Origin of the sequence: Rhodocytophaga aerolata, from assembly GCF_030503435.1 — a bacterium.
GTDB lineage: Bacteria > Bacteroidota > Bacteroidia > Cytophagales > 172606-1 > Rhodocytophaga > Rhodocytophaga aerolata.
The window spans coordinates 74,890-98,769 of record NZ_JAUKPO010000014.1 but is presented as its reverse complement, the minus strand read 5'-3'; the positions used below and the strand labels follow the sequence as shown (position 1 = coordinate 98,769).

General features: G+C 34.5%; 22 protein-coding genes. All 22 read right to left on the bottom strand.

Translation table 11 applies throughout. The annotated features are described in order from the left end of the window. Positions 1-112 precede the first annotated feature (112 nt). The gene (locus Q0590_RS21430) at positions 113-286 is read right to left on the bottom strand and encodes a hypothetical protein (protein WP_302039654.1); all 174 of its coding nucleotides are present in this window, start codon (positions 284-286) and stop codon (positions 113-115) included. 23 nt (positions 287-309) lie between these two features. Next, positions 310-2,151, bottom strand: coding sequence for an asparagine synthase (glutamine-hydrolyzing) (gene asnB, locus Q0590_RS21425; protein WP_302039653.1), 1,842 nt, complete (start codon positions 2,149-2,151; stop codon positions 310-312). A gap of 8 nt (positions 2,152-2,159) precedes the next feature. Next, on the bottom strand, positions 2,160-3,050 hold the full coding sequence (locus Q0590_RS21420) for a glycosyltransferase family 2 protein (protein ID WP_302039714.1): 891 nt from the start codon (positions 3,048-3,050) through the stop codon (positions 2,160-2,162). A 2-nt stretch (positions 3,051-3,052) separates the two neighbouring features. Further along, positions 3,053-4,006: an FkbM family methyltransferase gene (locus Q0590_RS21415; RefSeq protein WP_302039652.1), complete on the bottom strand. Its 954-nt coding sequence runs from the start codon at positions 4,004-4,006 to the stop codon at positions 3,053-3,055. After that, positions 3,999-5,108 carry a glycosyltransferase family 4 protein gene (locus Q0590_RS21410; protein WP_302039651.1) on the bottom strand — a complete coding sequence of 370 codons (1,110 nt, stop codon included), beginning with the start codon at positions 5,106-5,108 and terminating at the stop codon, positions 3,999-4,001. The genes Q0590_RS21415 and Q0590_RS21410 overlap by 8 nt, the downstream gene beginning before the upstream one ends. A gap of 15 nt (positions 5,109-5,123) precedes the next feature. Then, positions 5,124-6,038: a glycosyltransferase family 2 protein gene (locus tag Q0590_RS21405; protein ID WP_302039650.1), complete on the bottom strand. Its 915-nt coding sequence runs from the start codon at positions 6,036-6,038 to the stop codon at positions 5,124-5,126. Beyond that, a complete protein-coding gene (locus Q0590_RS21400; RefSeq protein WP_302039649.1) occupies positions 6,035-7,036 on the bottom strand; it encodes a glycosyltransferase family 2 protein in 1,002 nt (333 codons plus the stop codon). Before Q0590_RS21400 ends, Q0590_RS21405 begins: the two co-directional genes overlap by 4 nt. A 12-nt stretch (positions 7,037-7,048) precedes the next feature. After that, positions 7,049-7,681: a class I SAM-dependent methyltransferase gene (locus tag Q0590_RS21395; RefSeq protein ID WP_302039648.1), complete on the bottom strand. Its 633-nt coding sequence runs from the start codon at positions 7,679-7,681 to the stop codon at positions 7,049-7,051. Between the two features lie 11 nt (positions 7,682-7,692). Beyond that, entirely contained in the window at positions 7,693-8,328 is a 636-nt protein-coding gene (locus tag Q0590_RS21390) for a DUF268 domain-containing protein (protein ID WP_302039647.1), read from the bottom strand. Positions 8,329-8,482: 154 nt separating this feature from the next. Continuing rightward, positions 8,483-9,289: an FkbM family methyltransferase gene (locus Q0590_RS21385; protein WP_302039646.1), complete on the bottom strand. Its 807-nt coding sequence runs from the start codon at positions 9,287-9,289 to the stop codon at positions 8,483-8,485. Between the two features lie 17 nt (positions 9,290-9,306). Then, on the bottom strand, positions 9,307-10,092 hold the full coding sequence (locus tag Q0590_RS21380; RefSeq protein ID WP_302039645.1) for a hypothetical protein: 786 nt from the start codon (positions 10,090-10,092) through the stop codon (positions 9,307-9,309). 8 nt (positions 10,093-10,100) lie between these two features. After that, positions 10,101-10,898 (bottom strand): FkbM family methyltransferase, encoded by a 798-nt coding sequence (locus Q0590_RS21375; RefSeq protein WP_302039644.1) that lies wholly within the window; start codon positions 10,896-10,898, stop codon positions 10,101-10,103. Positions 10,899-10,908: 10 nt separating this feature from the next. Next, positions 10,909-11,913, bottom strand: coding sequence for a glycosyltransferase family 61 protein (locus Q0590_RS21370; protein ID WP_302039643.1), 1,005 nt, complete (start codon positions 11,911-11,913; stop codon positions 10,909-10,911). A gap of 27 nt (positions 11,914-11,940) precedes the next feature. Then, positions 11,941-12,957 carry a glycosyltransferase gene (locus Q0590_RS21365; protein ID WP_302039642.1) on the bottom strand — a complete coding sequence of 339 codons (1,017 nt, stop codon included), beginning with the start codon at positions 12,955-12,957 and terminating at the stop codon, positions 11,941-11,943. Then, on the bottom strand, positions 12,954-13,685 hold the full coding sequence (locus Q0590_RS21360; protein ID WP_302039641.1) for a class I SAM-dependent methyltransferase: 732 nt from the start codon (positions 13,683-13,685) through the stop codon (positions 12,954-12,956). The genes Q0590_RS21365 and Q0590_RS21360 overlap by 4 nt, the downstream gene beginning before the upstream one ends. Then, on the bottom strand, positions 13,682-14,878 hold the full coding sequence (locus tag Q0590_RS21355) for a glycosyltransferase family 4 protein (protein WP_302039640.1): 1,197 nt from the start codon (positions 14,876-14,878) through the stop codon (positions 13,682-13,684). Before Q0590_RS21355 ends, Q0590_RS21360 begins: the two co-directional genes overlap by 4 nt. Then, a complete protein-coding gene (locus Q0590_RS21350) occupies positions 14,878-15,843 on the bottom strand; it encodes a glycosyltransferase family 2 protein (RefSeq protein WP_302039639.1) in 966 nt (321 codons plus the stop codon). Before Q0590_RS21350 ends, Q0590_RS21355 begins: the two co-directional genes overlap by 1 nt. Before the next feature lie 12 nt (positions 15,844-15,855). Beyond that, the gene (locus tag Q0590_RS21345) at positions 15,856-16,998 is read right to left on the bottom strand and encodes a glycosyltransferase family 4 protein (protein ID WP_302039638.1); all 1,143 of its coding nucleotides are present in this window, start codon (positions 16,996-16,998) and stop codon (positions 15,856-15,858) included. A 54-nt stretch (positions 16,999-17,052) separates the two neighbouring features. Next, positions 17,053-17,985, bottom strand: a complete 933-nt coding sequence (locus tag Q0590_RS21340; protein ID WP_302039637.1) for a class I SAM-dependent methyltransferase — start codon at positions 17,983-17,985, stop codon at positions 17,053-17,055. A gap of 54 nt (positions 17,986-18,039) precedes the next feature. Then, positions 18,040-19,296, bottom strand: coding sequence for an ABC transporter ATP-binding protein (locus Q0590_RS21335; protein WP_302039636.1), 1,257 nt, complete (start codon positions 19,294-19,296; stop codon positions 18,040-18,042). A gap of 17 nt (positions 19,297-19,313) precedes the next feature. After that, on the bottom strand, positions 19,314-20,129 hold the full coding sequence (locus tag Q0590_RS21330) for an ABC transporter permease (RefSeq protein ID WP_302039635.1): 816 nt from the start codon (positions 20,127-20,129) through the stop codon (positions 19,314-19,316). Between the two features lie 118 nt (positions 20,130-20,247). Next, on the bottom strand, positions 20,248-23,826 hold the full coding sequence (locus Q0590_RS21325; RefSeq protein ID WP_302039634.1) for a T9SS type A sorting domain-containing protein: 3,579 nt from the start codon (positions 23,824-23,826) through the stop codon (positions 20,248-20,250). Positions 23,827-23,880: the final 54 nt, after the last annotated feature.

Below are 23,880 nucleotides of genomic sequence, written 5' to 3'. Positions count from 1 at the left end.
AGATTGGCCCAATGGGTCAGTAAGGCCATCATAAGAAAGGTAGAGAATATTTGTAGTTTTCGGTTTGATAGTGATAGTATTTTCTAAAATGGCTCTTCTTATGGTCTATTTATTATAAAAATCCGGCTAAATCCAGGGTAGAAAGCCCAGGTAAACCAAATTGTTGTAGCGACATGTTGATATGCAAACCAAGTACAGCCAAAGCAGAAATAGCCCGCAGACCATTTAACCCTTTAAAATATATAGTGGTTGCTTGAGGCTTGAGTAAAGTAGCAGGTTGTCTCATATGGTAACAATACTTTCTGCTAGCTAATTGACATTCTTTACCAGCCAACGGTGCAACACAATTAATAGCCATAAGCGATTATAAACAAAATCATTCCCTTCCAGAAATTGCAGCTTGATCTGCTGAACCATCGCATTATCTACTATCGCATACTGTTTTACTACTTTTTCATCCAGATAGTCATGAATTAGGTATTGAAGGTCTTGGCGCAACCATTCATGCAACGGTATAGAAAAACCCTGCTTGGGTCTGTTAAACATTTCCGCAGGCAAGTATTCGTACAGAATTTCTTTCAGAATATATTTAGATACGCCATTTTTATACTTAAGATGGGGCGAGAGATTTAAGGCAAATTCAACCACCCGGTGGTCCAGAAACGGAACTCTAGCTTCCAGCCCATATTGCATAGAAGCCCTGTCTACTTTAACCAGTAAATCATCAGGCAAATAAAAATTCAAATCAAACAAAGACTGAACCTCCATGGCGGTGAGTGACCGGGAACCAGATTTAGCTGCTATATTTTTTGTACAAAACGGCTGTACATCCACATTTAATAATTCCTTTACTTCTTTCTGTGTAAAAAAACCTTGTTCCTGTGAAAAAATATGATGAGCTAAATGCTGCTTATCCTCAAAATCTAACATGCGGGAAGCTTTCTGGTATTTAGATTTACTCCGCTGTTTCAGTACTATAGACAGTGGATCTTTCAGGATTCCTATACCTGGTGTAGCCAAACGGCTTGCCCATTTATACATCCCATACCCAAAGAACAACTCATCGGCTCCATCTCCCCCCAAAGCCACTGTAACATGTTTGCGGGCTAATGCCGAAACGATCATGGTAGGAATAGCGGATGAGTCTGCATAAGGTTCATCGTATACATCTAGCATGGTTTCCACCAGGTCTCTGGCTTCCTTTACAGAGACAATAAACTCATGATGTTGGGTACCCAGGTGTTTAGCAACACCACCTGAAAATTGTGTTTCATTAAACTTTTGTTCTTTAAAACCGATAGAAAACGTATTAACACGTGTGGCTGATTGAGATACTGCCAGTGCAGTAACTAAGCTAGAATCAATTCCTCCGCTGAGAAATACACCCAAAGGCACATCGCTAATAAGCTGATACTTTACTGCACTTTTCAATAGTTCATGCAATTCAGTTTTTGCTTGTTGCTCATTCTCCAGAACACTCCCTTGAGCAGAGGGGGTCATAGTCCAATAGGGTGTTTGCTCCAGGCCTCTTTGTGTAAGCTTACACATACTTGCAGCTGGCATTTTAAATATATTCTCATAAATCGTCTGAGGAGCTGGAATATAGCCCACACTGAGAAAATGACCTATGGCATGAACATCTATTTTTTTATGGATCTGAGGAAAGTTCACCAGCGATTTAAGCTCTGAGGCAAAAGCAAAGTTTTGTCCGTCCCAGTAATAAAACAGGGGCTTAATACCTACCCGGTCACGAAAAATAAAGAGTTCCTGCTGGAAGATATCATAAATGACAAATACAAACATCCCATTCAACTCATGAACAATGGCTGCTCCTAGTTTTACAAAACCTTCAAGAATAACTTCGGAATCGGATGTAGTAGATAAAACGAGGTCATATTTACGGGCAATATCCTGGTAGTTATACACTTCCCCATTAAACACCATCACATACCGCTTATTATGCGAGTACATAGGTTGATTGGCATTTTCTGAAAGATCAAGAATACTTAACCGGCGGTGCCCCAGGCCACAAACTTCATCTGTAAACCACCCTTCTGCATCCGGCCCCCGGTGACTCAATGTTTGAGTCATCGCCTGCAAGTCTTGTTTGTTAAAAATTGAACTGGAATAATAGCCGGCTATACCGCACATGGATTTTTTTATGAAATAGAATTTAAAATATAATGTTTTACAATAGCAGCAAACCGTCTCTCAAACAAAAAACTGGGGGTGCGGAAAAAAGCACTTTTTATATATTTTAAGCCTTGCTTATGTTTTTTAGACAAAATCAAATGAAGAGCAATATATGAATCACAATAAGCAATCATTTTATTCATATATGGCCCAAATTTCTCTTGAACAGCTTTATCCTCAAAAGCATATTTTAAAGCAAGTTCTTTTCTTTTGATCAATTTATCTTCTTCATAATTTAGCACACTCCGGCCTTCATGATCTATCAAAGCGGCAGAGATCCGGTTATCGGTTTTAATACCACAATTGGCTACCACCCTCAACCACAATTCCCAATCCTCGGAACCGGCAAGATCACGGTCTTCTGTAAATTTATATTGGCTGATAATACTTTTGTGAAGAAAGACACCTAAACAACTTAATGGATTGCCTTTTACAAATATAGCAATGTCATCAGATTTGAGGTAATCTATTTTAATTTTACTTTTAAGATTTTCATCTGTAACCTCGTAGCCGAGATGAAAAAACAAAGGAATATCGTATTTTTTAATAGATTCTAAAGCATTCATCAGATAATTTTCATAGAACAGATCATCGGAATCTAAAAATGTTATATAATCTCCTTTTGACTTATGCATTCCAAAATTTCTGGCGGCTCCCCGTTCCTCATTCTCTTTCTTATAATACGTAATTCTTCTATCATGTATAGAATGTACCACTGTTTCCGTATCATCTGTGCTCCCATCATCAACTATGATAACCTCAAACTGTGTATAAGTCTGCCTTAACACAGACTTTACAGTATTTTCTATAAAATCGGCCCTGTTGTATGTGGGAATAATAATGGAGAAGAGAAGCATATTCAATTACATACTAAATTATATAAGTCTTTATTTATACTTATTTTTTTATCCACAATTTTATTATGTAAAAAAATATAATTCCTGTTTTTATGAGGAAAGTTAAATGAGGTTAGATAATTCAGACTATTATCGTCAATTTCATATATATGATACTGCAGTTCGATCAATAGACACTGCAACATATATACATTAGGATGATTTATTTTAAATGACTCTTCGCTCTCACAGGGTGAAGAAAATACTTCGCAAAGTATAATAGGCTTCTGTTGTTTAATAGTGTTATATGCGCCCAAAATAACTTCGTATTCATATCCCTCTACATCAATTTTGATTACATCTACTTTTTGCTCTTGTCTTAACTCTAAAAATTCATCCACAGTAACTAAATCAACAGCTATTTTCTTGAAATTCATGCGATAAATACTTTCAGAGAACTCTTTTGAAACAGACGATATATCCGTTATACTGTCATCTGCAGGGATGTAAAAATCTATTGTTCCTGTACTGTTCCCCACAGCACTTTGAACCGGCACAACAGAATTAGGTTGATTTAGCGATACATTTTTTTGCAATCTTACATAGTTTTGAGGATGCGGCTCGAAAGCAAAAATCTTTAACGAAGGATTATTGAGAGAAGCAACTATTGAATAAATACCTGTATTTGCTCCAATATCTAGAATTACTTTGCAACTTTTACTTAAAATTGAAATAATTTTAAGCTCTCTCTGCTCATAAGTAGATTCATAAAATAGATTGTTTATAATATGATCATCACAGGCTGCATACGCTTTGAAAGAAGTCCCCTCGAATCGCAAAGTTACTATACCTGATACTGGCCATCTTTTTTTAAGCCTTGTAAGTATAGGTATAACTTCTGAGATTTTTTTTAACCCTGTACGTACCAATTTATTAATGAATGCATTTTGCCTTATTGCTTTTAATAATTCACTCATACATTTGTTCTAACTTCATAATCATCTGTTGCAGTTCAAAAAACTTATTCACATCTTTCTTTCCTTCTGCTATCAATCTATTTTTTAAATCCCTATTCTCTAATATTTTTAATATACTTTCATAAATAGCCTCAGAATCTTTAAAAGGAACTACTAAGGCATTCTTCTCATGTTGTACAAACTCACCTGAAACGCCAGATAATGTAAAAACAGAAGGTATTCCGGCGGCTAATGCCTCAACATACGTCTGACCAAATGCCTCTAGGGTAGGATCTATTGGTACATGAATAAAAATGTCAAATAATTGATAGAGTGCAAAGATTTCTGGTTCAAAAGTAATCTCTACATAATTTATTTGTGGAAGTTGTTTTAGAAGGTGTTTTATGTCAGAAGCATAATTACCCGTAGCATTTGCCAGAATGAGTAATGACTCGGGATAAGAGTTTAATAATTTTTGAAAGGCCGGAATAACATATTGTATTCCTTTTAACTCAAAATACCTTGATATAACTCCTATTATAGGGTATTTACCCTGAGTGTTATATTTCTGCTTGAGAATTTGAATTTGATTGCTACTTGTATTTTGAAAATCTATTAATTTAAATCCATGATGAATAGTATGTATTTTTTCGGCTTTCACCCCTTCATTTATTAAAGTCTGTCTTACATTTTCACTAATGGCTACTATATCTGTCGCCATAGCACTAATAAATTTATCATACCATACAGCCCTAGGAAAATACACTTGATGGAATGTAGCATGATGGCGGGTATAGATCCGTTTTTTTATACCTGCTAGCTTAGCTGCTGTTAAACCTGCTATACAGGCATCGAATAAATGACAGTGAACAAGCTGTGTGTTTTCTTGCTTAAGTATCTGGTAAATTTTAGTAATAGCTTTGGGCAAATTTTTTTTTCCACGATAGGGAATTCTCCAGATCCTGACATTTTTGGTTTGTAAATACCTTTCTAAAAAGGACTCTCCGGAATTTAGCAGAATAAAAGATAGTTCAAATTTATTTTTATCCAAATAGTCTGTAATCCATTCAAATGCTAACGCTTTATTGATGTTAGAGAGTATATATGTTATTCTGGTCCGCAATTTCGATAGGTTTTTCTATAATTGTCTATCAGGAAAAACTTTAGCCATTCCCCAAACTACTAGATCGTATAATTTGTAGCGAACTTTTTGAGGCATAACAAACCGATAAAAGTTAAAATGATCAATGGTATGAACAAAAAACTTATTAGCAAAAAGACAAAATACAACTTTCTTCAGCGGAGATGGCTTATAAATACTCGCATTACTATAGTTCCCAACAATTTCCGGCCGTATTTTATGTAGCTTTATGTGTGCTTTTGTATATTCCCGTTGACGACGAATATACGAACGACAAGTCACCGGATCATCATGAAATGCCCGTGCCTGAGAATTATAATAAATTGAAAAACCTTTCTCGTGCGCCCTTGTACCTAACTCAAAATCTTCTGCATCAGTCAATCGTTCATCGAAGCCACCCAATTGTAGAAATGACATTTTGTTTATAGAGCAGTTAGCTGCTGCCAAAAGCAGATTATGGCTATTCATTGGTATAGGATAAACAGGCAGATTTTTGCTCCATGTGTTGTTAATATATATTCGAAAGGCATGAAAATCAGTTTTTACAAAATTTCTATCATCCATGGCGCTTCCTACACAAATAGAATTTATGTATTTCTGGTGATGAGTCACATGTTGCTCCACACAATCAGGCATAGGACGCATATCGTCATCAAAAAATATTAATAAGTCTCCTTTAGCTTCTCGAGCACCTGTATTTCGGGCTACAGCTCGGCCACCATTCTGTCTATAAAAAATTTTTAAATCTAATCCTGTTTTAAAATTTTCTAAAGTTTCTTTAGTATTATCTGAAGAGCCATCTATAACAACAATCACTTCAAAATTTCGAAAGGTTTGTTTCTCTAAAGCTTTCAGTATATTTAGCACTTTACTTGCGCCATTGTAAGTAGGAATAATAAGTGAAACTTTCACTGTTTTTTTAAAAGCTTAATTAAAACAAAAGGAACGTATTTGATTTTAAAACCTAGTCTCTGCCATAACTGTCTATCTTCCATTGCAAGTATATCTGCCTTTATATTATTAAAAAATTTCTTCGTTAGACTTTTATTATATACAATATATGCTTCTATGGCTTTCAACAGCATATAATAATTTAATGCTGCTTCAACTAATTTAATATCACAATTTTGCAGGTTCTTTAAGGTAACTTGATCGTCTTTGAATACAGCATGATTTAGCGATCTTGTGAAATGATGAAGATTGAAAGCATTAGCTAAAGTACAGTAATAGGCATCATTTTCTACCACGAAGCTTTCTTTCAGTGAAACTGTTTTGGAATTATCGTGAAGCCGGAAATTAACAAGTACATCAGGTATCTGGACAATTTTGTCAAGGCCAAAATGAAATAAATACTGTATCAACCAATCTTTATCCATTATATAATGAAGATTATTATTTAATAGACCTATTTTCTGAATAGCTGAAGAATGAAAAAAAGTAGCAGGTTGATCGATTTTTGCCCATCCAATAGTCTTGGCCAGATTTCCGGGATAAATACATGTACCACTGGAATATTCCACAGTTTCATTTTTATTCTTAAACAAACGGCTTTTTCCGCTTACCATCAAAGCATTTGTATGATTGAAAACTTTAGCAACTTTCAACAAAGCGGTTGGCTCATAATAATCATCTGCATTTAGCCAATTAATGATGTCTCCGGTAGCTTTTTGCAAGCCTTTATTGATAGCATCACTCTGTCCTTTATCTTTTTCGCTTATCCAATAAGTTAAAAATCTCTCATATTTCTTAATTATTTTCACTGACTCATCAGTACTTCCTCCGTCAATAACTATATATTCTAAATTAGGATAATTCTGATTTAAAACAGATTGTATAGTCTGCTCAATATATTGTCCTTGATTATATGAGGGGGTAATAATAGAGATCCGTGGAAAATTATTTTTTAGCAAAACCGTGAAGTATTAATTAGGCAAAAGGTAAATTATATTATAAGCCGTTTGGATGTTATGTCTGGGGAAATTCTCTTGTGCAAATTTTTTCAAAGCCTCTAGAGTCGGATAATCGTTTGTTCCATCAAAGCAATGTAAGTCGTCAATCAATATAATATGATTTTTAATGATATGATTTTTAATATGTATAAGTTCTTGAAGTACGGGCGTATTTAAAGCACCTTTAGCTGTAACTCCGCCAGAATAATGCCCATCCAGCCAGAATAAACATCTTTCTTTAATTACGTTTGTAAGAAGATTACCTATCACTTCACTACTATCTCCTTTCAGTATTCTGATGTGATTGTAAGCAGAAAATTTCTTCTTCGCTTTCTCTTGCAGATCTTCATCTAGTTCTATAGAAAATATTGCATCAAAATTATTTTTCATTGCTTCCACCATATTTCCTTGATAAGTACCTGTTTCTACTAAAGTTTTAATATTGTATATACCAGTATATTTCTTGATCTCCCGCTGCTTGACAATATGTATTGGAGGTACAGGACTACCTGCATTTTTCCATTGACTTATCTGTTTTTCTTCTTGAAATGCTCGGATGTATCTTCCGGCTACAGGATAAAGTATTTTTTTGAGTATAGTTTTCATACTTATTAGATCTATTGCTTTACGAAATGAAATAAGCCACAGGCATATTCAGCATTCTTCAAGGTTTCTATATCTATATTTTGCACAAAATTTCCTTTATCATCTACACCAGATAATTCTTTTAATTTCAATCCTCTAAAATAATCTATGATTTGCTCTGGCGAATGTACTCTATGCGCATTAAAGCAAATTTTATATTTTCCTACTGGTAAAGAAAAATACAGGTTACCTTCTTTTTTTAGAACTCTCATTAATTCTTTACAAGCTTTTATAGTGCCGGCAGGATCTATGGGATCTCCATATCTGCCTAGACCTATATGCTCAGCTACATGTAAACAAGAGATTGATGTCAAAGAATTATCCTTATATGGTATGTTCAATATACTTCCTTGCTTACCTTCATAATTTTCCAGATTGGCATACATTGGCCTGATGTCAATATATGTAATTTTAGTAATTGCAGTCAGAAAACCAACAAAATCCAATTTTGAGCCAATATCCACATGATTGGCAGTGTTAGATTGCATGATTTTTTTGAACGCCCATATATCTTGATAAAAGTAATGACTATCGAAAGGCTGGATACTCGTCTTTTCTAATAAAATGGGTTTTAAATCCGCAATTTTTATCTTTTCATCTCTATTCATCTGCTTATATTTTTTTAAATCAGAAAAATAGGACAGGTACTTCGTAATAGTTGGTATAATACGTACAGGGCTTCCAAAGGGATGAAGGAATTTCCTGTACAGATTTAAGCCTGTGCTGAATTTATTGCTTAAAAACTTCATTCTAATTTATAGATTATGCTTTTAGCTCTGCTAAAAAGTTAGAAGTCAGAAAAATCTCAAGACTTTCCGTATACCTATCTATAAGATATAATCCATCCTTTAATATCCTGTAGATGTTATAACTTGGCGAAAGCAAAAGAAAAAAATCTCTAAAAAAGGTTCTTGAATCAATTTGTGTACCTCCAAATTCAAATTGTATACGGTCTATTTTTCTATTAGCTATCATACTTTTACTTCCCTTCAATACCTCAAATTCAAAACCCTCTACATCTAATTTAAGGAAATCTATGTTATAGATTTTATTATTATTACAAAAAGAATCCAGTTCCTCGAGTGTAACTATTTCTTGCTTGTCAAGCGTTACATTATATTTAGATAAGTCACGCTCATACATAGAAGCTAAAATAGAACCTTTATCATTGTAAAATAATAATTTATCAGTATTGGTGCTTCCTAATCCTATATTAAAAAGCTTAACCTTCGGGCAACTACCTATATTTTTAGACAGAATTTTAAAAGTATATGCCGATGGCTCAAAACAATAAACCTGAGCTTTTTCGCCTAGTGTAGCAAGCACTTCCCTCGTAAAGGTCCCAATGTTTGCGCCTACATCGAAAACAGTTATACATTGTTTTTGACTTAATGTTTTCTGTAAGTATTCCAGTACAAACTTTTCTCCACTCAACATTATATCTCCTCCCCCCCCATAATTCATTCCAGGCAAAGAAAGATTATGCATAATTTCAAATAATTTATGAAACCTTTTTTTCCCTTGCATTTTATAAATCTTTTTTAGAACAGGCTTGCTCAGTGATATCATTTTAGAATGTTTTAATGTTATACCCTGGATTTTACAAAATCCATTATGTGTTGAATAAAAACTGGAGACTTAGGATAATAAACTCTGTAAAATTCATCCATACTACTTTCTACTGGCCTATATTCTAAATCTAACTTGATACCTTCCTTAGTGCAATGTTCTACAGCACCACGCATCCATTTACCTTTAAATACAGCTGTGCAAAAGTAAGGGTAAGGATAATCACTTGGTTTAAAGATCCTGCTATTTTTCTCCTGTAAGCCTAAAAAGATCTTTTCTATTTGTGTAGTTCTTTTAGAGCCTTCTATTTCAAACTTCCAAACTGTTTCTGTAGGTACAAGTATACTTTTTAGTATTTCTTTGTCCCAGATAGTGGCTTGAGTAGTTACATTATAGGGGCTATGTTTAAGAATTAGCCCAATATCTTTATATTCTTTATAATTTATATCTGGTGCAGGACAAGGAAAAATACGCATGTAACCTGCTTCTTCTGCTTTGATAACGTTTACTAAATCTATAATTCTTTTAGTGTCTACATAATCTATCAACAAATAATCTTCCAGTAGGAATAGCACATATCTTTCTGGAATTTTAGCTAAAGCCCAAGCTAATCTTTCACTCCACTCTGTTCCTGCACCTGCAACCAACGAAACTACTTTAGGATGATTCAGCTTTTTTGTTTCTGATATATGATATACCTTAAGAGGACAGTCAGACCAGTATTTATCAAATAAGGTGTAAAATGATTGCCATATATCAGAATACTTATCACATGACATCACCACAACACATAACTCACTCATAGCTAATATTAATTATAATGTTTTACTCTTTCCTGTAACTCCCTACGTTGCTGAGGAGTAGCCCAATTATGATTATTCCGAAGTTGTCCTTTTTCTTTCACGAAGACTAAGTCTACCTGTGCCAAAGCATCATCTAAAGGACGATTATGCCCTTCTACCATATCATACACAACAAACCCCTTTTGTTTCATATAATGAATTATTTCATAAAAGTCTACACCCTCTTTCATGAATTTAAACAAGGATGATTCCAAAACAACAACCTCTGCTTGCTGCATCACTAAGCTCCCTCCCTCCAATACTTGTATTTCATATCCCTGCACATCTACCTTCAATATAATTGGAGCAACTAGAGCATTTTCCTTATAAATATCATCTAAAGTAGTAACCTCTATTGTACGTGCTATTCCATCGTATAAGTTTCCATCTGTTTCCTGAAGTAATGAGGTACCATATAAATCAGGATGTACATTTATTTTTAATTCTCCTTTTTGAGCGCCGACCGCTTTAGGAATATAAATTATGCTGTATTCTTTATTTAGAGCAGTAAGCCGTTCCTTGAATTCTTTTAACGGTTCAATCAATATATGCTTCGAATCTGGAAAAACATTAAAAAGCGCATCGGTTCCATGAGCTGCTCCCACATCGATTATTGTTTGCGGGTTAAATCCCAAAGATTTTATGTGCTGTAGAGAGGCCTGCATGGAAGTACGCTGAGGTGTTATAAGTTGTTTCTTCTGCAACTGCTTCCTCCTTATTTCAAGGCCAAATACGGTAAATATTTTTTTTATGGTATTGCTGATCACTTATGTAGGATTAATATTTTAACATCTGCTCAACTGTCTGTTGCAGTAAAGGTACATCTATTAGGATATCGGCATTATGGATATTTTTAAGATTATTAGGTAGGCCAAACTGATAGAAATAGAAGATATTTAATGCAGAAGCTAAAGAAAAATAGCATAAATTAGATTCATCTCCTTCTGGTCTAAATTCTAAAACGCAGGTATTAGTAGGCATAAATAACATATTTGTTAACCCTGCACCATGCATAGATATTAGATATTTGCATTGACGCATTATAGCAATTTGCTCCTCAAAAGAGAAGTCCTCCATTATTATTGAATAAAAACCTGCATCTGAGAGTAACTTTTCTACATGCTCCTCATTAATAATTTTTCTGCGTGATGCTTTTCTGCGTGATATATATATTTTCTCCGCTAAAATAGAAGTTTCAGTAAAAGAGAAGTAGTCATTAAAATAACTCCGCATATGTTTTATGAGCTGTATATTATAACTGCCAGTTTCAGCAAGCTGTGTAATAATATCCAAGTTAGGAATGGCTAAGTATTCGTTTGTAGAAAAATACAGAATCTCTTTAAATTGAAAAGCTTTTAGGCTCGATCGATGAAATGATGATATATTATCTGGCAAGAGTAACGTGTATTGATGCAAAAAATCCTTAATCAGATACAATTTAGGTAAACACTCAGTCAACCAATGAAAATATCCTTGATACCATACGTTGAATACGAATAGATAATTACCATCTTGCAAAACCACTTTCTTTCTACGAAGTACTACTGAAATAATATACCTTAGATTAAAAGTAGTTCCATGCTCAGGCATTAAGAGAGATTCTTTAATAAGTGTTAAGTTCTTAAATATAATTCCTTCACTAGTAAGCAATACATTCTTATGCATTTTAAGGTATACCGAAGGAAGTGTTTTATTGTATTCTTTTTCGAAGTATCTCTGATGCTCCGGCCGAAGATTTACCGGGTGATTTCTTGTAATATTTTCACTATCAAGCAAAAGCATAAAATATAATCTTTCCCACTATCATTATTATCTATTTAGTAAATGGTGTTGTAATTGATATATTTGTTCCAGATTTTTATCAAATGTGTAATTTTTTATTAATAACATTTTACAATAAGAGGCTTGGTAAATCAAATCAGCCATTAAAGCTTTTCGATCTTTACTAAAAGGAGTAAAAATGAATGTCTGTATCAAATAATAAAGGCTATACCAGAACTCTATTAGCCATACTATATTCTTTCCCACATAATTTTTTGTTCCTCCTTTTAATATTATTCGATAGGGTTCCAGATAAAAACGTGCTTCTCCAAAACCTTGTATTAACTTCTTATAGTACTCCCACCTTAACCTTTCTTTTGGGATAAAATGTTTGAAAGTGAGCCTCTCGTCATACCAGATTAGATATCCAGCCAATCTTGTCAAATAACATAATTCAGAGTCTCCACCTGCACTTAATTTATTTTCTCTCCTATCGGTTAAAGAACTAGAGTAGTTAATAGAAGCTAACTTTTGTAAAATCTCTCTTTTCAAGACAAAACCTGCACCATATACATAACCCCGCTTTTCAGAAATATCACCCGATACATTAGATTGCTTGCCTACAGCATAATTTTCTTTCACGGAAGTAAACCATTCAGGAGAATTAATTTCACACTCAGCCACCCCTACTCCTCCTAATACTCCAATACAAGGATTGGCTGTCATAATTTCATATACTATTGCTAAATAATCTTTATTTAACCAGTTATCATCATCTACAAAACATATTAAATCAAAACTAGCTTCAGTCATACCTCTTGTCCGTGCATGAGATAAGCCTGCTCGGTTCTCATTTACAACCCTAAGCCTAATAGTTTCACTGATTTTATAGCCGCTCCATAAACTTCTTACAATTTTTGCTGTATTATCAGTCGAATTATTATCTACAACAATTACTTCCCACATAATATAATCAGGCACATTTTGTTCAGCTAAATGTTTGATGGTTGGAGACAGTCTTTTCTCACTATTATAACAGCATATAACCACACTTACACCTTTCATTCTTTTACAGCCTCAACTACTAGACTTTCTAATTGATTGAACTTCTCTGAAATATACAAGCCATGACGTTCTATATTTTTGAATATAGGGTCATCACTTTCGCCAGGCTGATATTGATGAATTTGCTTGAAGTTTGCTTTATTCAACAAAAAGCTTAATGTATGAAGGTTATGAATAAACTTATGGCCAAAATTATAAAACATATTATTGACTACCCATGCCGGATTATCTGTGTATTCTACACCTACATAATTTTTTAGACTGTAGCTGATATACTCTTGCTGAACTACCTTAACTGGCTCTTTTAGATCTACTATTTCATCCATATTAGGTGTTGAAATCCTTATCTTACCCCCTTTTTTTAATATTCTGTAACATTCACAAAGCATATTCTCTGCTTCCGACAATGTTATATGCTCAATCATATGTTCCGTGAAAATATAATCAAAGGATGCGTCTGGAAAGGGGAATGGTTGTGTAGCATCTAAAAAAGCAACACTGTCTGAAGGAGGGTTAATATCTACATTTAACCAACCATCATAAATATTTTTATAGGATCCTATTTGTAACTTTTTAATTGTATTATTTGCAAAATAGGCCTCAATTATGGGCTTCCTTTTTTGTATATAATAACTTGTATTTAACTGCTCTGGTGTAACTCCCCTCAAACTTCTAAGGAACCATACAGCATTGAATAAGAACTTATTATTTTTTAGCGTATTAATCATTGATTCTTTGTGAGATAAATAAATAATTTTTCATATTGTTGAACACAACTATCAATTTCAAATTTTTTAAAAGCTTTCTTAGCTATAACAGAGTGTTTTTTAATTAAATTGGTAGAGGTAACGTACTTCAACATAGCATCTGCTAATTGCTTTATACATGGTTTTCCATCTTTATCTAAATCAATTAAGACACCAGCTACCTCTCCATTATTACAGACTACCTCTGGAACGCCACCAGTATTACTAACTATTGCTGGCTTTTCCATAAATATGTATTCAATTACCGTGTTGCTTAAAGTCTCAAAATAAGTAGGTAGTAATCCTACATCAAAGCTTTCAATCCAGAAAGCCGGCTTGTTAGAATATCCAACAAAGTGAATAGAGCTAGTATATTGAGTATATATCTGTTTTAACTTATCTAAAAATTCACCTGCTCCCACTAATACTAAATGTAACTCTTTTCCTGTGTTGGACTGTACCCATAGAAATGCCTCTATAGCCTCGCGCCAACCCTTCTCTTCTATTCCACGGGCGACTAACCCATATACAATGGCTTTCTCAGAAATCCCTAATTTGCGTCTCGCTTCGCCATAATATTGTTGTTTGACAATAGTTATTCCATTATAAATTGTTTGTACAGGCTTAGTATCAGTATTCATAAACTCTATTATATTTTTTTTGCAGTAATCTGATACAGTTACTATAAAATTAGCTCTGCTAAATATACCCTGCATTTGTGGCTCAAGATACTCTACTCCTAATTTTTTATGAACTACATAATCACCATGCTCGGTAATAACTATTGGTATTGCAGACTTCTTTAATATTCTGGTGCAGAACAAATCTGAACCTATCAAATGGCTGCTTATCAAATTTATTTTATATCTTTTAATGCAAAATTTAAAATACCACTCTTTAGCTTTTTCTCTGAAGTTGTAGCTGATACCAGCTAGTTTCAAAATTCCATTTACCTTCCATAATAAAAAATTTATTATGGGATAATTATAGATGGAAAGAAATTTAACTTGCGAAGTTAATATAGCTTCTACCATTTCTGACTCAATCTTTTCTGAAGCCACATTATAAAAATATACATTATAATTTTGCTTTGCGGCAAACTCCGAAGCCAATCTTAAAGCGATAGTTTGTGCTCCTCCTACATCAAGTGTGCCAATAGAAAAAAGGATATTCACTAGATAATTATATTTTTTATCAATCTTTCTTTTAAATGGTATATGCCATGATGTAAATAATAAAGCTTTCTATACCCCCACAGAATATTTAAATATAAATAATATAAGCCCTTCTTAATATCTCCTGCAGATATTTCATTTAATGCTTTATTACCGAATATCTCACTTACAACCTTTGAATCTAATTTTTTTAGTAATTCAAGACTACTATAAGTTTCATATATTGACTCCAGCATAGCTTCTGTAGAAGGCCTTGTCTTTAGTAATTTTTTACTATCTGGCATACTTACACTTTCACTATGTGCTCTTACCAGAGCACACGTATCGGGAATATCAAGATAAAAAAATTTTAATTTATAGATAGCTGCTGTTAACCAGAAATTCCAGTCTTCTGCAGCTATAGTAAGCTTCTCATCCATGTATCCGATCTTATTTAAGATACTCTTTCTGAATAAAGCAGTATTTATTTTTATTGTTCCTCTCAAAAATGCCTTTACTATCGTTGCACCTCTTCCTGATATACGAGGCATAGGAATGATACCGTCCATACCAGGATAATTTAGCAACAATGTATTTTTATCTTTATCAGTAAAAAAACGAACATCGCTATATACTATATCAACATCAGGATTATTATGCAAAAAATTTACCTGAACATTGAGCTTATCAAACTCAAGCAAATCATCAGCATCAAGCAGTTGTATATATGAACCCTTTGCCATTTTAAAAGCGGTATTTCTTGCTCCTGACATTCCTTTATTTGGTTGATAGATATACCTAAATCTTTCATCCTTCTCTACAAATTTTACTACCACATCTCGTGTATTATCTGTTGAACCATCATCCACAATAATGCATTCCCAATGAGGAAAACTTTGCTCTAAAACGGAGGTCAAAGTTTCAAGTATATAATGGCCATAGTTAAAACAAGGAACAACAATAGACACTAATGGAGAGACATACATTAATTATGAAGATTAATTTAGAATATACTGTAAAAAAGTTTTGTGGCTATAGAGATCGAGATTATTTAAAGACCAATAATGTGCTTCAAGTCCAATGTTTCTCCATTCTTCTTTACTTGCCCATGCTCTTTCAATCGCCTTACTGAAGCAATTCACATGATAAGTTCCAGCAACAAAACCTGTTAATCCTTCTGTGATCACCTCAGCATTGCCACCAACATCAGATACTACAGATGGCCTTCCTATTATCATTGCTTCCATTAATGCAATAGGAGTGCCTTCAATAATTGAGGGCATCAAAAGACAATGATTAATCGTCCAAATTTCTCTGATATTACGATATCCACAAAAATTTACTCTATCGCTGATATTGTAAAATTTAGATAAATCTCTTAAATATCGTTCATCGTCTCCTTCACCGTAGAGGTTTAACCTCCAATTTCTAGTTCTCCAATGAGGTTGGTTAAATATTGATAAAAGTATATCTTGACCTTTATCACCAATACTTAACCTACCAACAGATGCAAAACTTACCCTGTCTTCCGATGGCCAATCAACAACAGAAAGGTCATCAATTGATAACGTTTCTCTAATTATCTTATAGTTTTCGATTTTACAAGCTAGTTCTCTCTCCGCATTTAAATGGTTTCTTTTAGAAGCAAATATTATTAGGCTTGCATTTTCAAAAATTTTTCTAGCTTTTTTTATTAAATCATAAGGGAGAACGTCATGTTCTGAGCTGCCATGGCAAATCAAATAATATTTTATTGAGAAATTATCTAATAAATAAGTTAACGAATTAGCCCATAATACTCCATAAGTCCCTGTTTGATTAAAAATAACGACATCAGGTTCGAAATCGATAATATCTTTAATCTCTTCGAAGTAAGGGTTTGAGTTAAATATAGTGCGATCTATTTTATTTTTTATGCGCGAGAGTAAATTGCTAGGATATTCTCTGAATCGAGGTCGTAGATGAATTAAAGCACCATTATTTTGTAGCACTTGAAGTTTTTTATGAATGCCATTCCAATCAATAACCGATGCTAATATAGTATGGCCTTGATTGAGGGCCTCAAGAGCAGTTTTTACCCATAGCTCTTCACTCCCTCCCCAAGGAGTGCCAGACATGGTTGAAACAAAAGCAATTCTCATATATTTAACTAACACTATTATATGCTCTAAACAAAAGTTTATATATAATGCAAATTAAAATGGTTTAGAATACACCGCAAGTACAGTAGTACCCTCTAAATTCACCGTCTTTTTAAATCTATAGATAATACTTTTAAATATTTTTCTAATTAAATAGTTGTTAAAGCCCATATATTTTTTCGCAAAAATTTCACTCACTAAATCTATTCTATGCTCAGGAAATGGTTCTTTATAGATTTTCTCAACATTTAAATTAAATACTAAGTCTAACTTGCTTAATGAAGATGAATTCCATAAACCCATGTGGTGAGGTGGCATATTCATTAATAATATACGTTGTTGAAAAGCAAGTTCTAATTCGATTTCTTTATGAAAACTAAAATAAATTGCATCATTATTAGGTACTGAAATAATTAATTTTCCTCCTGGTTTAAGTGCTTTCAATGATGCTTCAATAAAGGATTTAACAAAGGCTATATGCTCAACAACCTGAAATGTAACAATCCAATCATATGTAGAAGGATTTAAATTGGCATGATCTTCTATATTTTCGTTCAGTATTGTTATATTATTTAATTCTCCAATTGCTACTGTATCATCATTAAGTTCTAACCCTAAACATTCTATACCTCTTTTGGTAAGCCTTTCTAAAAATACACCTTTGCCGCAGCCTATCTCTAAAACTTTATCAGTTGGATTGATCAAGTTGTTAGCTATTTCATTTTCCCAGCGCCAGTCACTATAATACCAATCGATCTTTTGCAAATCTTTGTAAAAGTTTGGATCTCCATCAATATCAAAGGGATAATAAAACCTAAAACCTGTATCATTACATCTGTATATACTAACTTTATTCTGAGTTTCAAAAAATCTTGTTACATCTATATTTAAGTATTTTTTGTAGCCTTCTATAATATATTTACTATTTATATAACGTTCTAAAGTTGTGTTCAAAGAACCTGTTAATGGGCTTTTTATTTTGTTCATTTATAATATCTCTGCTGAAATGCTCTGTAAAAAACATTAAATCGTATTAGGAAATTAATTAGTATTAGGAATTAGAATAGTAGAGCTTTCGGCTATATACCAATTATATTCTTCTGTATAAATTGTAGTATATGGTTGCCATTCCCAATCGCCTCTTGTAGCACCATACATTACTACTTCAAAGGGACAAACATTCTCTATCTGCTGGAAAAACTCTCCGCCAGGAGGTTCAGCAAAATAAGCTGTTATTGTATATCTACCCATATATAATCTAAATGAAGGGAAAACACACTCAAGCTGGTACGTACCAGCATCACTACATACTAACTTTGTATCAAAATAGGAGAAGTCCAAGCAAGCTATTCCCCTGTTATCTTTTACTTGTAGAGTAATGCAAGTCTTTTTAATTCTATATGGGATAGAAATATTAACCCATACTTTTAAACAATCAGCATTAACATGAAAATTACCTGGCTTTGATGTTTCTAATTTGATAGCAGTTATTTTGGGCTTGTTCTCAAGTATTGGATCAACATAGGCTAACTCATTCTTTCCAGGGTTAATATCCTCTAAATATTTATTAATCATCTTATTTTTTTCCCCTTTTGCTACTATTACCCCTTGCTTTAAGTACACACAGCTACTAACTAATCTGGATACAGCCTGCATATCATGACTAACGAATATTACTGTTCTTCCCTGCCCTGCCACTTCACTCATTTTACCTAAGCATTTCTTCTGAAACTCTGCATCACCTACGGCTAATACTTCATCGATAATTAATATTTCAGGCTCGAGATGCGCCGCTACAGCAAAAGCCAGGCGGACATACATACCACTGCTATAGAATTTCACAGGTGTATCTATAAACTTCTCTACACCAGAGAAATCCACTATTTCATCAAATTTGGCCTTTATTTCCCGGCGGGTCATACCCAGGATCGTTCCATTCAGGAATACATTCTCCCGTCCGCTTAATTCCGGATGAAAGCCGGTACCTACTTCCAAAAGAGAAGCTACCCGGCCATTGATTTCTATCCGGCCTTTGGTTGGTTCCGTAATTCGGGACAATATTTTGAGCAATGTACTTTTGCCTGCCCCATTCTTGCCTATAATGCCTACTGCTTCTCCTCTTTTAATTTCAAAGGATACATCTTGCAAAGCCCAATAATCTGTACTACTAGCTTCTTCTTTGTCTCGTGATAGAAACGAGAATTTCCGTGCAATACTCTCCCTTAAAGAACTGCTTTTGGGTGCACCTATTTTATATAACTTTGCTAAACCTTCAACTTTAATTGCTGTATCAGACATCTTCTCTACACTGAATTTTAAACAATATCAGCCATTACTCTTTCCACTTTTCTAAAATAGAACAAGCTTGATATAAATAAAACGATAGCTACTCCAAAGGAGACATAAGCAACTGCTTCAAGGGAACTTCCTCCTGTTATACTCCACCGGAAACCTTCTACCACCCCTGCCATGGGATTAATATGGTATAGCAACTGGTATTCACTTGGAACAATAGATGCCGGATATGCAATAGGGGTGGCATACAATCCTATCTGTACCATAAAAGGAACAATATGCTGAAAATCCCGGTAGCGGATGGTGAGGGCACTCAGCCAGATACCTATACCTAAGGCTGCGATAATGGTAAGTAGGATAAATAAGGGCAGAAAAAAAAGATTGTGTGATGGCGCAAACTGATACCATAGCATAAGACCTGCCATAAATAGCAAAGTCACTATAAAATCTACCAGTCCCACAACTGCCTTTGATAATGGAATGATCAGCCGCGGAAAGTATATTTTTTGAATCATGTTTTGGGCTCCAACAATGGAATTTCCTGCCTGATTCATCACAAATGCAAAATACGTCCAGGCACTTAAACCGGAAAGGGCAAAAATAGGATAGGGTACGCCACCCGTATCTATTTTAATGGCTTTACCAAATACCAATACAAAAATGAGTAGAGTAAACAAAGGTTGTATTACCGCCCACAGCAGGCCAAGGAATGTTTGTGCATACCGTACGCGCAGATCGCGGTAGGCCAGGATTACAAATAAATCCTTATAAGTAAACAGTTCTTTTGTATTAATGCTTATGCTCTTTTTGCTTGCATCAATAATTAACTTTTGCATTTAATCTAGCTGAGTAACACCTAACAGATTTCAAAAATAACAAAAAAATACTCAACAATGTGAGTATCTTCTATATAGATGCAAGCTAATACTAGCTATTAGTACATTTTCCAGCTATCTACTGTACAATAAATTTCTTAAAAAGGCTATTTCCTGCATAATTGAGCTGTATCAGATACATACCGGGTTTCAACGGCGCTAAACCAAGGGAAATTTCATTAAATCCGGTATGTAATAAATCTGATGTAATGGAATAAACCTTTCTTCCTGTAACATCTCTCACTGATATTTGAACGGTACTTTGTGCAGGCATTAGTACAGGCAGGGTTACCATTCTGTTTGCCGGATTTGGATAGGGATCTAATAACGAAAACTGATTTTTCAAACTAATACATTGCCGGTTGCTGGTGTATTGCCTTACTGCATCTTCAGCAAATATACAGATAGATGAAATGTTGCTTTGAGCAATTGTATAAGTATATTTAAGTCCCTTCCCAGGTTGTAGACTTCCCTGCCAGTTTTCCTGGTTTTCATCTTGCCCATTCAAAATTGTCACAAAGTCCAATTCTTGAATGGTATATGGACTGTTATTATGAATATACGCTGTTAGTTGAAGCATACCATTTACCGGAATAGCTTCTATATATTCCAGCTTCAGTTCGAATGAATCAGCAACTGTACTCAATGTGATTTCTTTCTCCAATGCAACCTGGCAACCTTGTGCATTTTCTACTCTCAGCGACACCAAATAAGTTCCGCTCTGCTTATACGTATGAACCGGATTTTTTTCTTCACTGATTTCTCCATCACCAAACTCCCAGAAATACTTGGCCATTTCGCCATCTGCGCTGCTTGAAAATTGCAACTGCAAAGGCGTAAATGTTGAAACAGCCTTATAAACAAAAGCAACTACAGGAGGTGCCTGAAGTAAAATATTGTTGGTAAGCATGGCCTGACAACCAGCGGCGGTAGTGATTTTCAAAGTCACCGGTATAGAGATTGATTTTTCAGAAGCGAAGTGAATGGAAGGGCTTCTTTGTGTAGAAGTTCCGAAACTACCAAAATCCCATTCCCAATTAATAATATAATCATTGGTAGCAGCCCGAGATTGGTCTGTGAACAATAACGTAGTATTTATGCATACGAACTCTGGCAAAATAAAATCTGCAATGGGAGCATCGTTTACTTGTATGGCCTGACTAAAACTATTCGTGCAACGTGAAGCAGCAGTGGTAATCAGGCTTACTGTATATGTTCCCGGATTGCTATAGATATGTGCCGGATTTTGTTCAGTCGAACTGCTGTTATCGCCAAAATCCCAATACCAGCTGGTTATTGCTTCAGCAGCAAAAGTTTGGTCTGAAAAGTTTACCTGTTTATTGGTACAGTCTAATTGATAAGCAAATCTACTTTGAGGTGATTGTATTACTTGTATCGTTCTGGAAATAGAATCCACACATCCATAGATCGTCTGTACTTTTAACGTAACTGCATAGCTACCAGAAGCAGAAAAAATATGAGAAGGATTTTGACTTTCTGCTAGGTTGCTTACGCCACTCGATGGATCTCCAAAATTCCACAACCAGGATGTGATCTCACCTTGAGGCACTGTGCTTTCATCAAAAAACAGCGTAGGCTCGCCATTGCATGCCAGAGAATAAGAGAAAGACGGTTGAGGCGGCTGGCTGATAGTTATTATTTTGCTGTGTGTGACAGTACAACCTCTATCATTCTGTACAGATAAGGTTACTGTATAACTGCCTTCATTCTGATACTGGTGAACAGGATTTAGCAGATCAGAAGTGTATCCATCCCCAAAGTTCCACGTTTTGGCTACAAAATTCGTTTCATTGCCAAATTCCGTTAAATCTCTAAAAGCGGTTTGGTTACCGAAACAAGCGTTCTCTACAGAGAAGTTAACGTTAGCTCCAGGATTAACTACGATAGATTTAGTAACACTTACTGTACAACCACTGATCCCTGTAATCGTTAATGTTATCGCATAATTCCCAGGTTGCTTATAGGTATATATTGGATTTTTAATTTTCAATGTATCACCATTCCCAAAGTCCCATTTCCAAGCAACAATGGTATCATCTATTATTGTAGAGGCATCCTGAAAGCTGACCTCTTCGTAAGAACACACCTCTACAGGAGCTACAAAACTGGCTGTAGAAGTTTTATAAATACCTATATCTTTAGTAAAGGCTACACTATTGTTACATACATCTGTTATAATAAGTTTTACTGGTTTTGTGCCAGCTGTAGCAAATGAGTGAATAGGATTTTCGGCGTTACTAGTGGTGCCATCACCAAAATCCCAGAGCCAGGATTTAATTTGATTGCCTACTGGAGAAGCCGGACTAAAAAATTGTGTATGGCTGCCCTCACATAAATTTGTGGCTGTAAAATCTGCTGTTATTGCCTGTCTTACAAATACTGAATCTACATATATGCTTGAATTTCCTGTAGAGTTATAGGCAACTAAGGTGATTTTTTGTATGCCGCCTGTGTTGTAGGAGATGTTTGTTGGGCTTGCTGAAGTAGAATTTATATTGTTAGCCGAACAATCCTGTGGAAAAGGCAGTTTATAAACATACTTTGCTTGCCAGTCGACTGTATAAAGATAATATTTATTTGTTGCTGTTTTTGTAAGCTCCATCCCTACCATATCACCTACTATACTGGCTATTTCTTTTACTTGAGGCGTGTCTGTCACCATATCTGATCCAAAATCAAGTCGCAGCAACTTTCCATTACTATGCATAACAAAACCATAATATTTCCCGGAATCAGTAGTTAAAGATACTTTTACCGGAGATAGATTTAAAGATTCTGCAACTGTAATAGGAGTTATAGAAGGTGCTGAGAATAATTGATTACCAAACTGTAATTTATACATCTTATTGCTGTAAGAAACAGCTAATCCAACCCACTGATCACATACTTTCAATACGGAGATTCCCATAATGTTATGGCCGGTGGTGGTGTTAGGTAAAGGTACAGACTTTATGTCTAATGCAGCTAACTCTTTATCGAATGAGTTTCCGAAGTTAACTATCGTTAATACATTCGACTGGGTATTGGCAATCAAAGCTATAAGATTACCATTATCATTTATAAGTTCAATTCCTCTAGGGAATTGAACATAATCTTTTAAAGGATTTACGACTATAGCGACAGGAACATTAGTGAGGCTATTTCCAAAGTTAAGTTTGGTTACACTGAAGCCATTGACAAAATTGTTTAAGTTAACCACCATACCTATCCATTCAGAACCTACTTTAATTATTTTCATTTGCTCTGGCCGGGATAGCAAACCTGAAGGATTACCTAAATCGACAATAGCAGGAGTATTATCTAAGCTACTGCCATAATCTAACCGGAAGAGTTTGTGGTTATCTCTACTGCTTACAAAGCCATACCAATTCAATCCATCAAATACATGCGTTATATCAGTAGGAGTAACAGCAGTCGTAAGGGTAGTTACTGTCTGTAATGTCGGTTTTTTTTCTAAATCGCCACTGCAAAAGTCCCATTCATAACGGACTGCATTTGTACTATTGTTGATAATATTAAAAGGCTCATTGATACAAACTGTATCTGGCAGCGTAAAAGCAGGTTGTGGACACTGACTATGAGATGGTATTCGTATCACCAAAAACAGTAAAATGCATAGCAGTACTATTTTTTGCATGTCTTTGAAAATAAAAGCGGATATACTTATATCAAAAATAAGTACATCCGCCTG

Bases quoted from the DNA above. Each gene is read 5' to 3' on its own strand.
- asnB (WP_302039653.1), bottom strand. From the start codon at position 2,151: ATGTGCGGTATAGCCGGCTATTATTCCAGTTCAATTTTTAACAAACAA.
- Q0590_RS21345 (WP_302039638.1), bottom strand. From the start codon at position 16,998: ATGAGAATTGCTTTTGTTTCAACCATGTCTGGCACTCCTTGGGGAGGG.
- Q0590_RS21365 (WP_302039642.1), bottom strand. From the start codon at position 12,957: ATGAAAGGTGTAAGTGTGGTTATATGCTGTTATAATAGTGAGAAAAGA.
- Q0590_RS21325 (WP_302039634.1), bottom strand. From the start codon at position 23,826: ATGCAAAAAATAGTACTGCTATGCATTTTACTGTTTTTGGTGATACGA.
- Q0590_RS21330 (WP_302039635.1), bottom strand. From the start codon at position 20,129: ATGCAAAAGTTAATTATTGATGCAAGCAAAAAGAGCATAAGCATTAAT.
- Q0590_RS21415 (WP_302039652.1), bottom strand. From the start codon at position 4,006: ATGAGTGAATTATTAAAAGCAATAAGGCAAAATGCATTCATTAATAAA.
- Q0590_RS21335 (WP_302039636.1), bottom strand. From the start codon at position 19,296: ATGTCTGATACAGCAATTAAAGTTGAAGGTTTAGCAAAGTTATATAAA.
- Q0590_RS21385 (WP_302039646.1), bottom strand. From the start codon at position 9,289: ATGATATCACTGAGCAAGCCTGTTCTAAAAAAGATTTATAAAATGCAA.
- Q0590_RS21340 (WP_302039637.1), bottom strand. From the start codon at position 17,985: ATGAACAAAATAAAAAGCCCATTAACAGGTTCTTTGAACACAACTTTA.
- Q0590_RS21350 (WP_302039639.1), bottom strand. From the start codon at position 15,843: ATGTATGTCTCTCCATTAGTGTCTATTGTTGTTCCTTGTTTTAACTAT.
- Q0590_RS21380 (WP_302039645.1), bottom strand. From the start codon at position 10,092: ATGAGTGAGTTATGTGTTGTGGTGATGTCATGTGATAAGTATTCTGAT.
- Q0590_RS21390 (WP_302039647.1), bottom strand. From the start codon at position 8,328: ATGAATAGAGATGAAAAGATAAAAATTGCGGATTTAAAACCCATTTTA.
- Q0590_RS21360 (WP_302039641.1), bottom strand. From the start codon at position 13,685: ATGATTAATACGCTAAAAAATAATAAGTTCTTATTCAATGCTGTATGG.
- Q0590_RS21430 (WP_302039654.1), bottom strand. From the start codon at position 286: ATGAGACAACCTGCTACTTTACTCAAGCCTCAAGCAACCACTATATAT.
- Q0590_RS21420 (WP_302039714.1), bottom strand. From the start codon at position 3,050: ATGCTTCTCTTCTCCATTATTATTCCCACATACAACAGGGCCGATTTT.
- Q0590_RS21370 (WP_302039643.1), bottom strand. From the start codon at position 11,913: ATGCTTTTGCTTGATAGTGAAAATATTACAAGAAATCACCCGGTAAAT.
- Q0590_RS21395 (WP_302039648.1), bottom strand. From the start codon at position 7,681: ATGAAAACTATACTCAAAAAAATACTTTATCCTGTAGCCGGAAGATAC.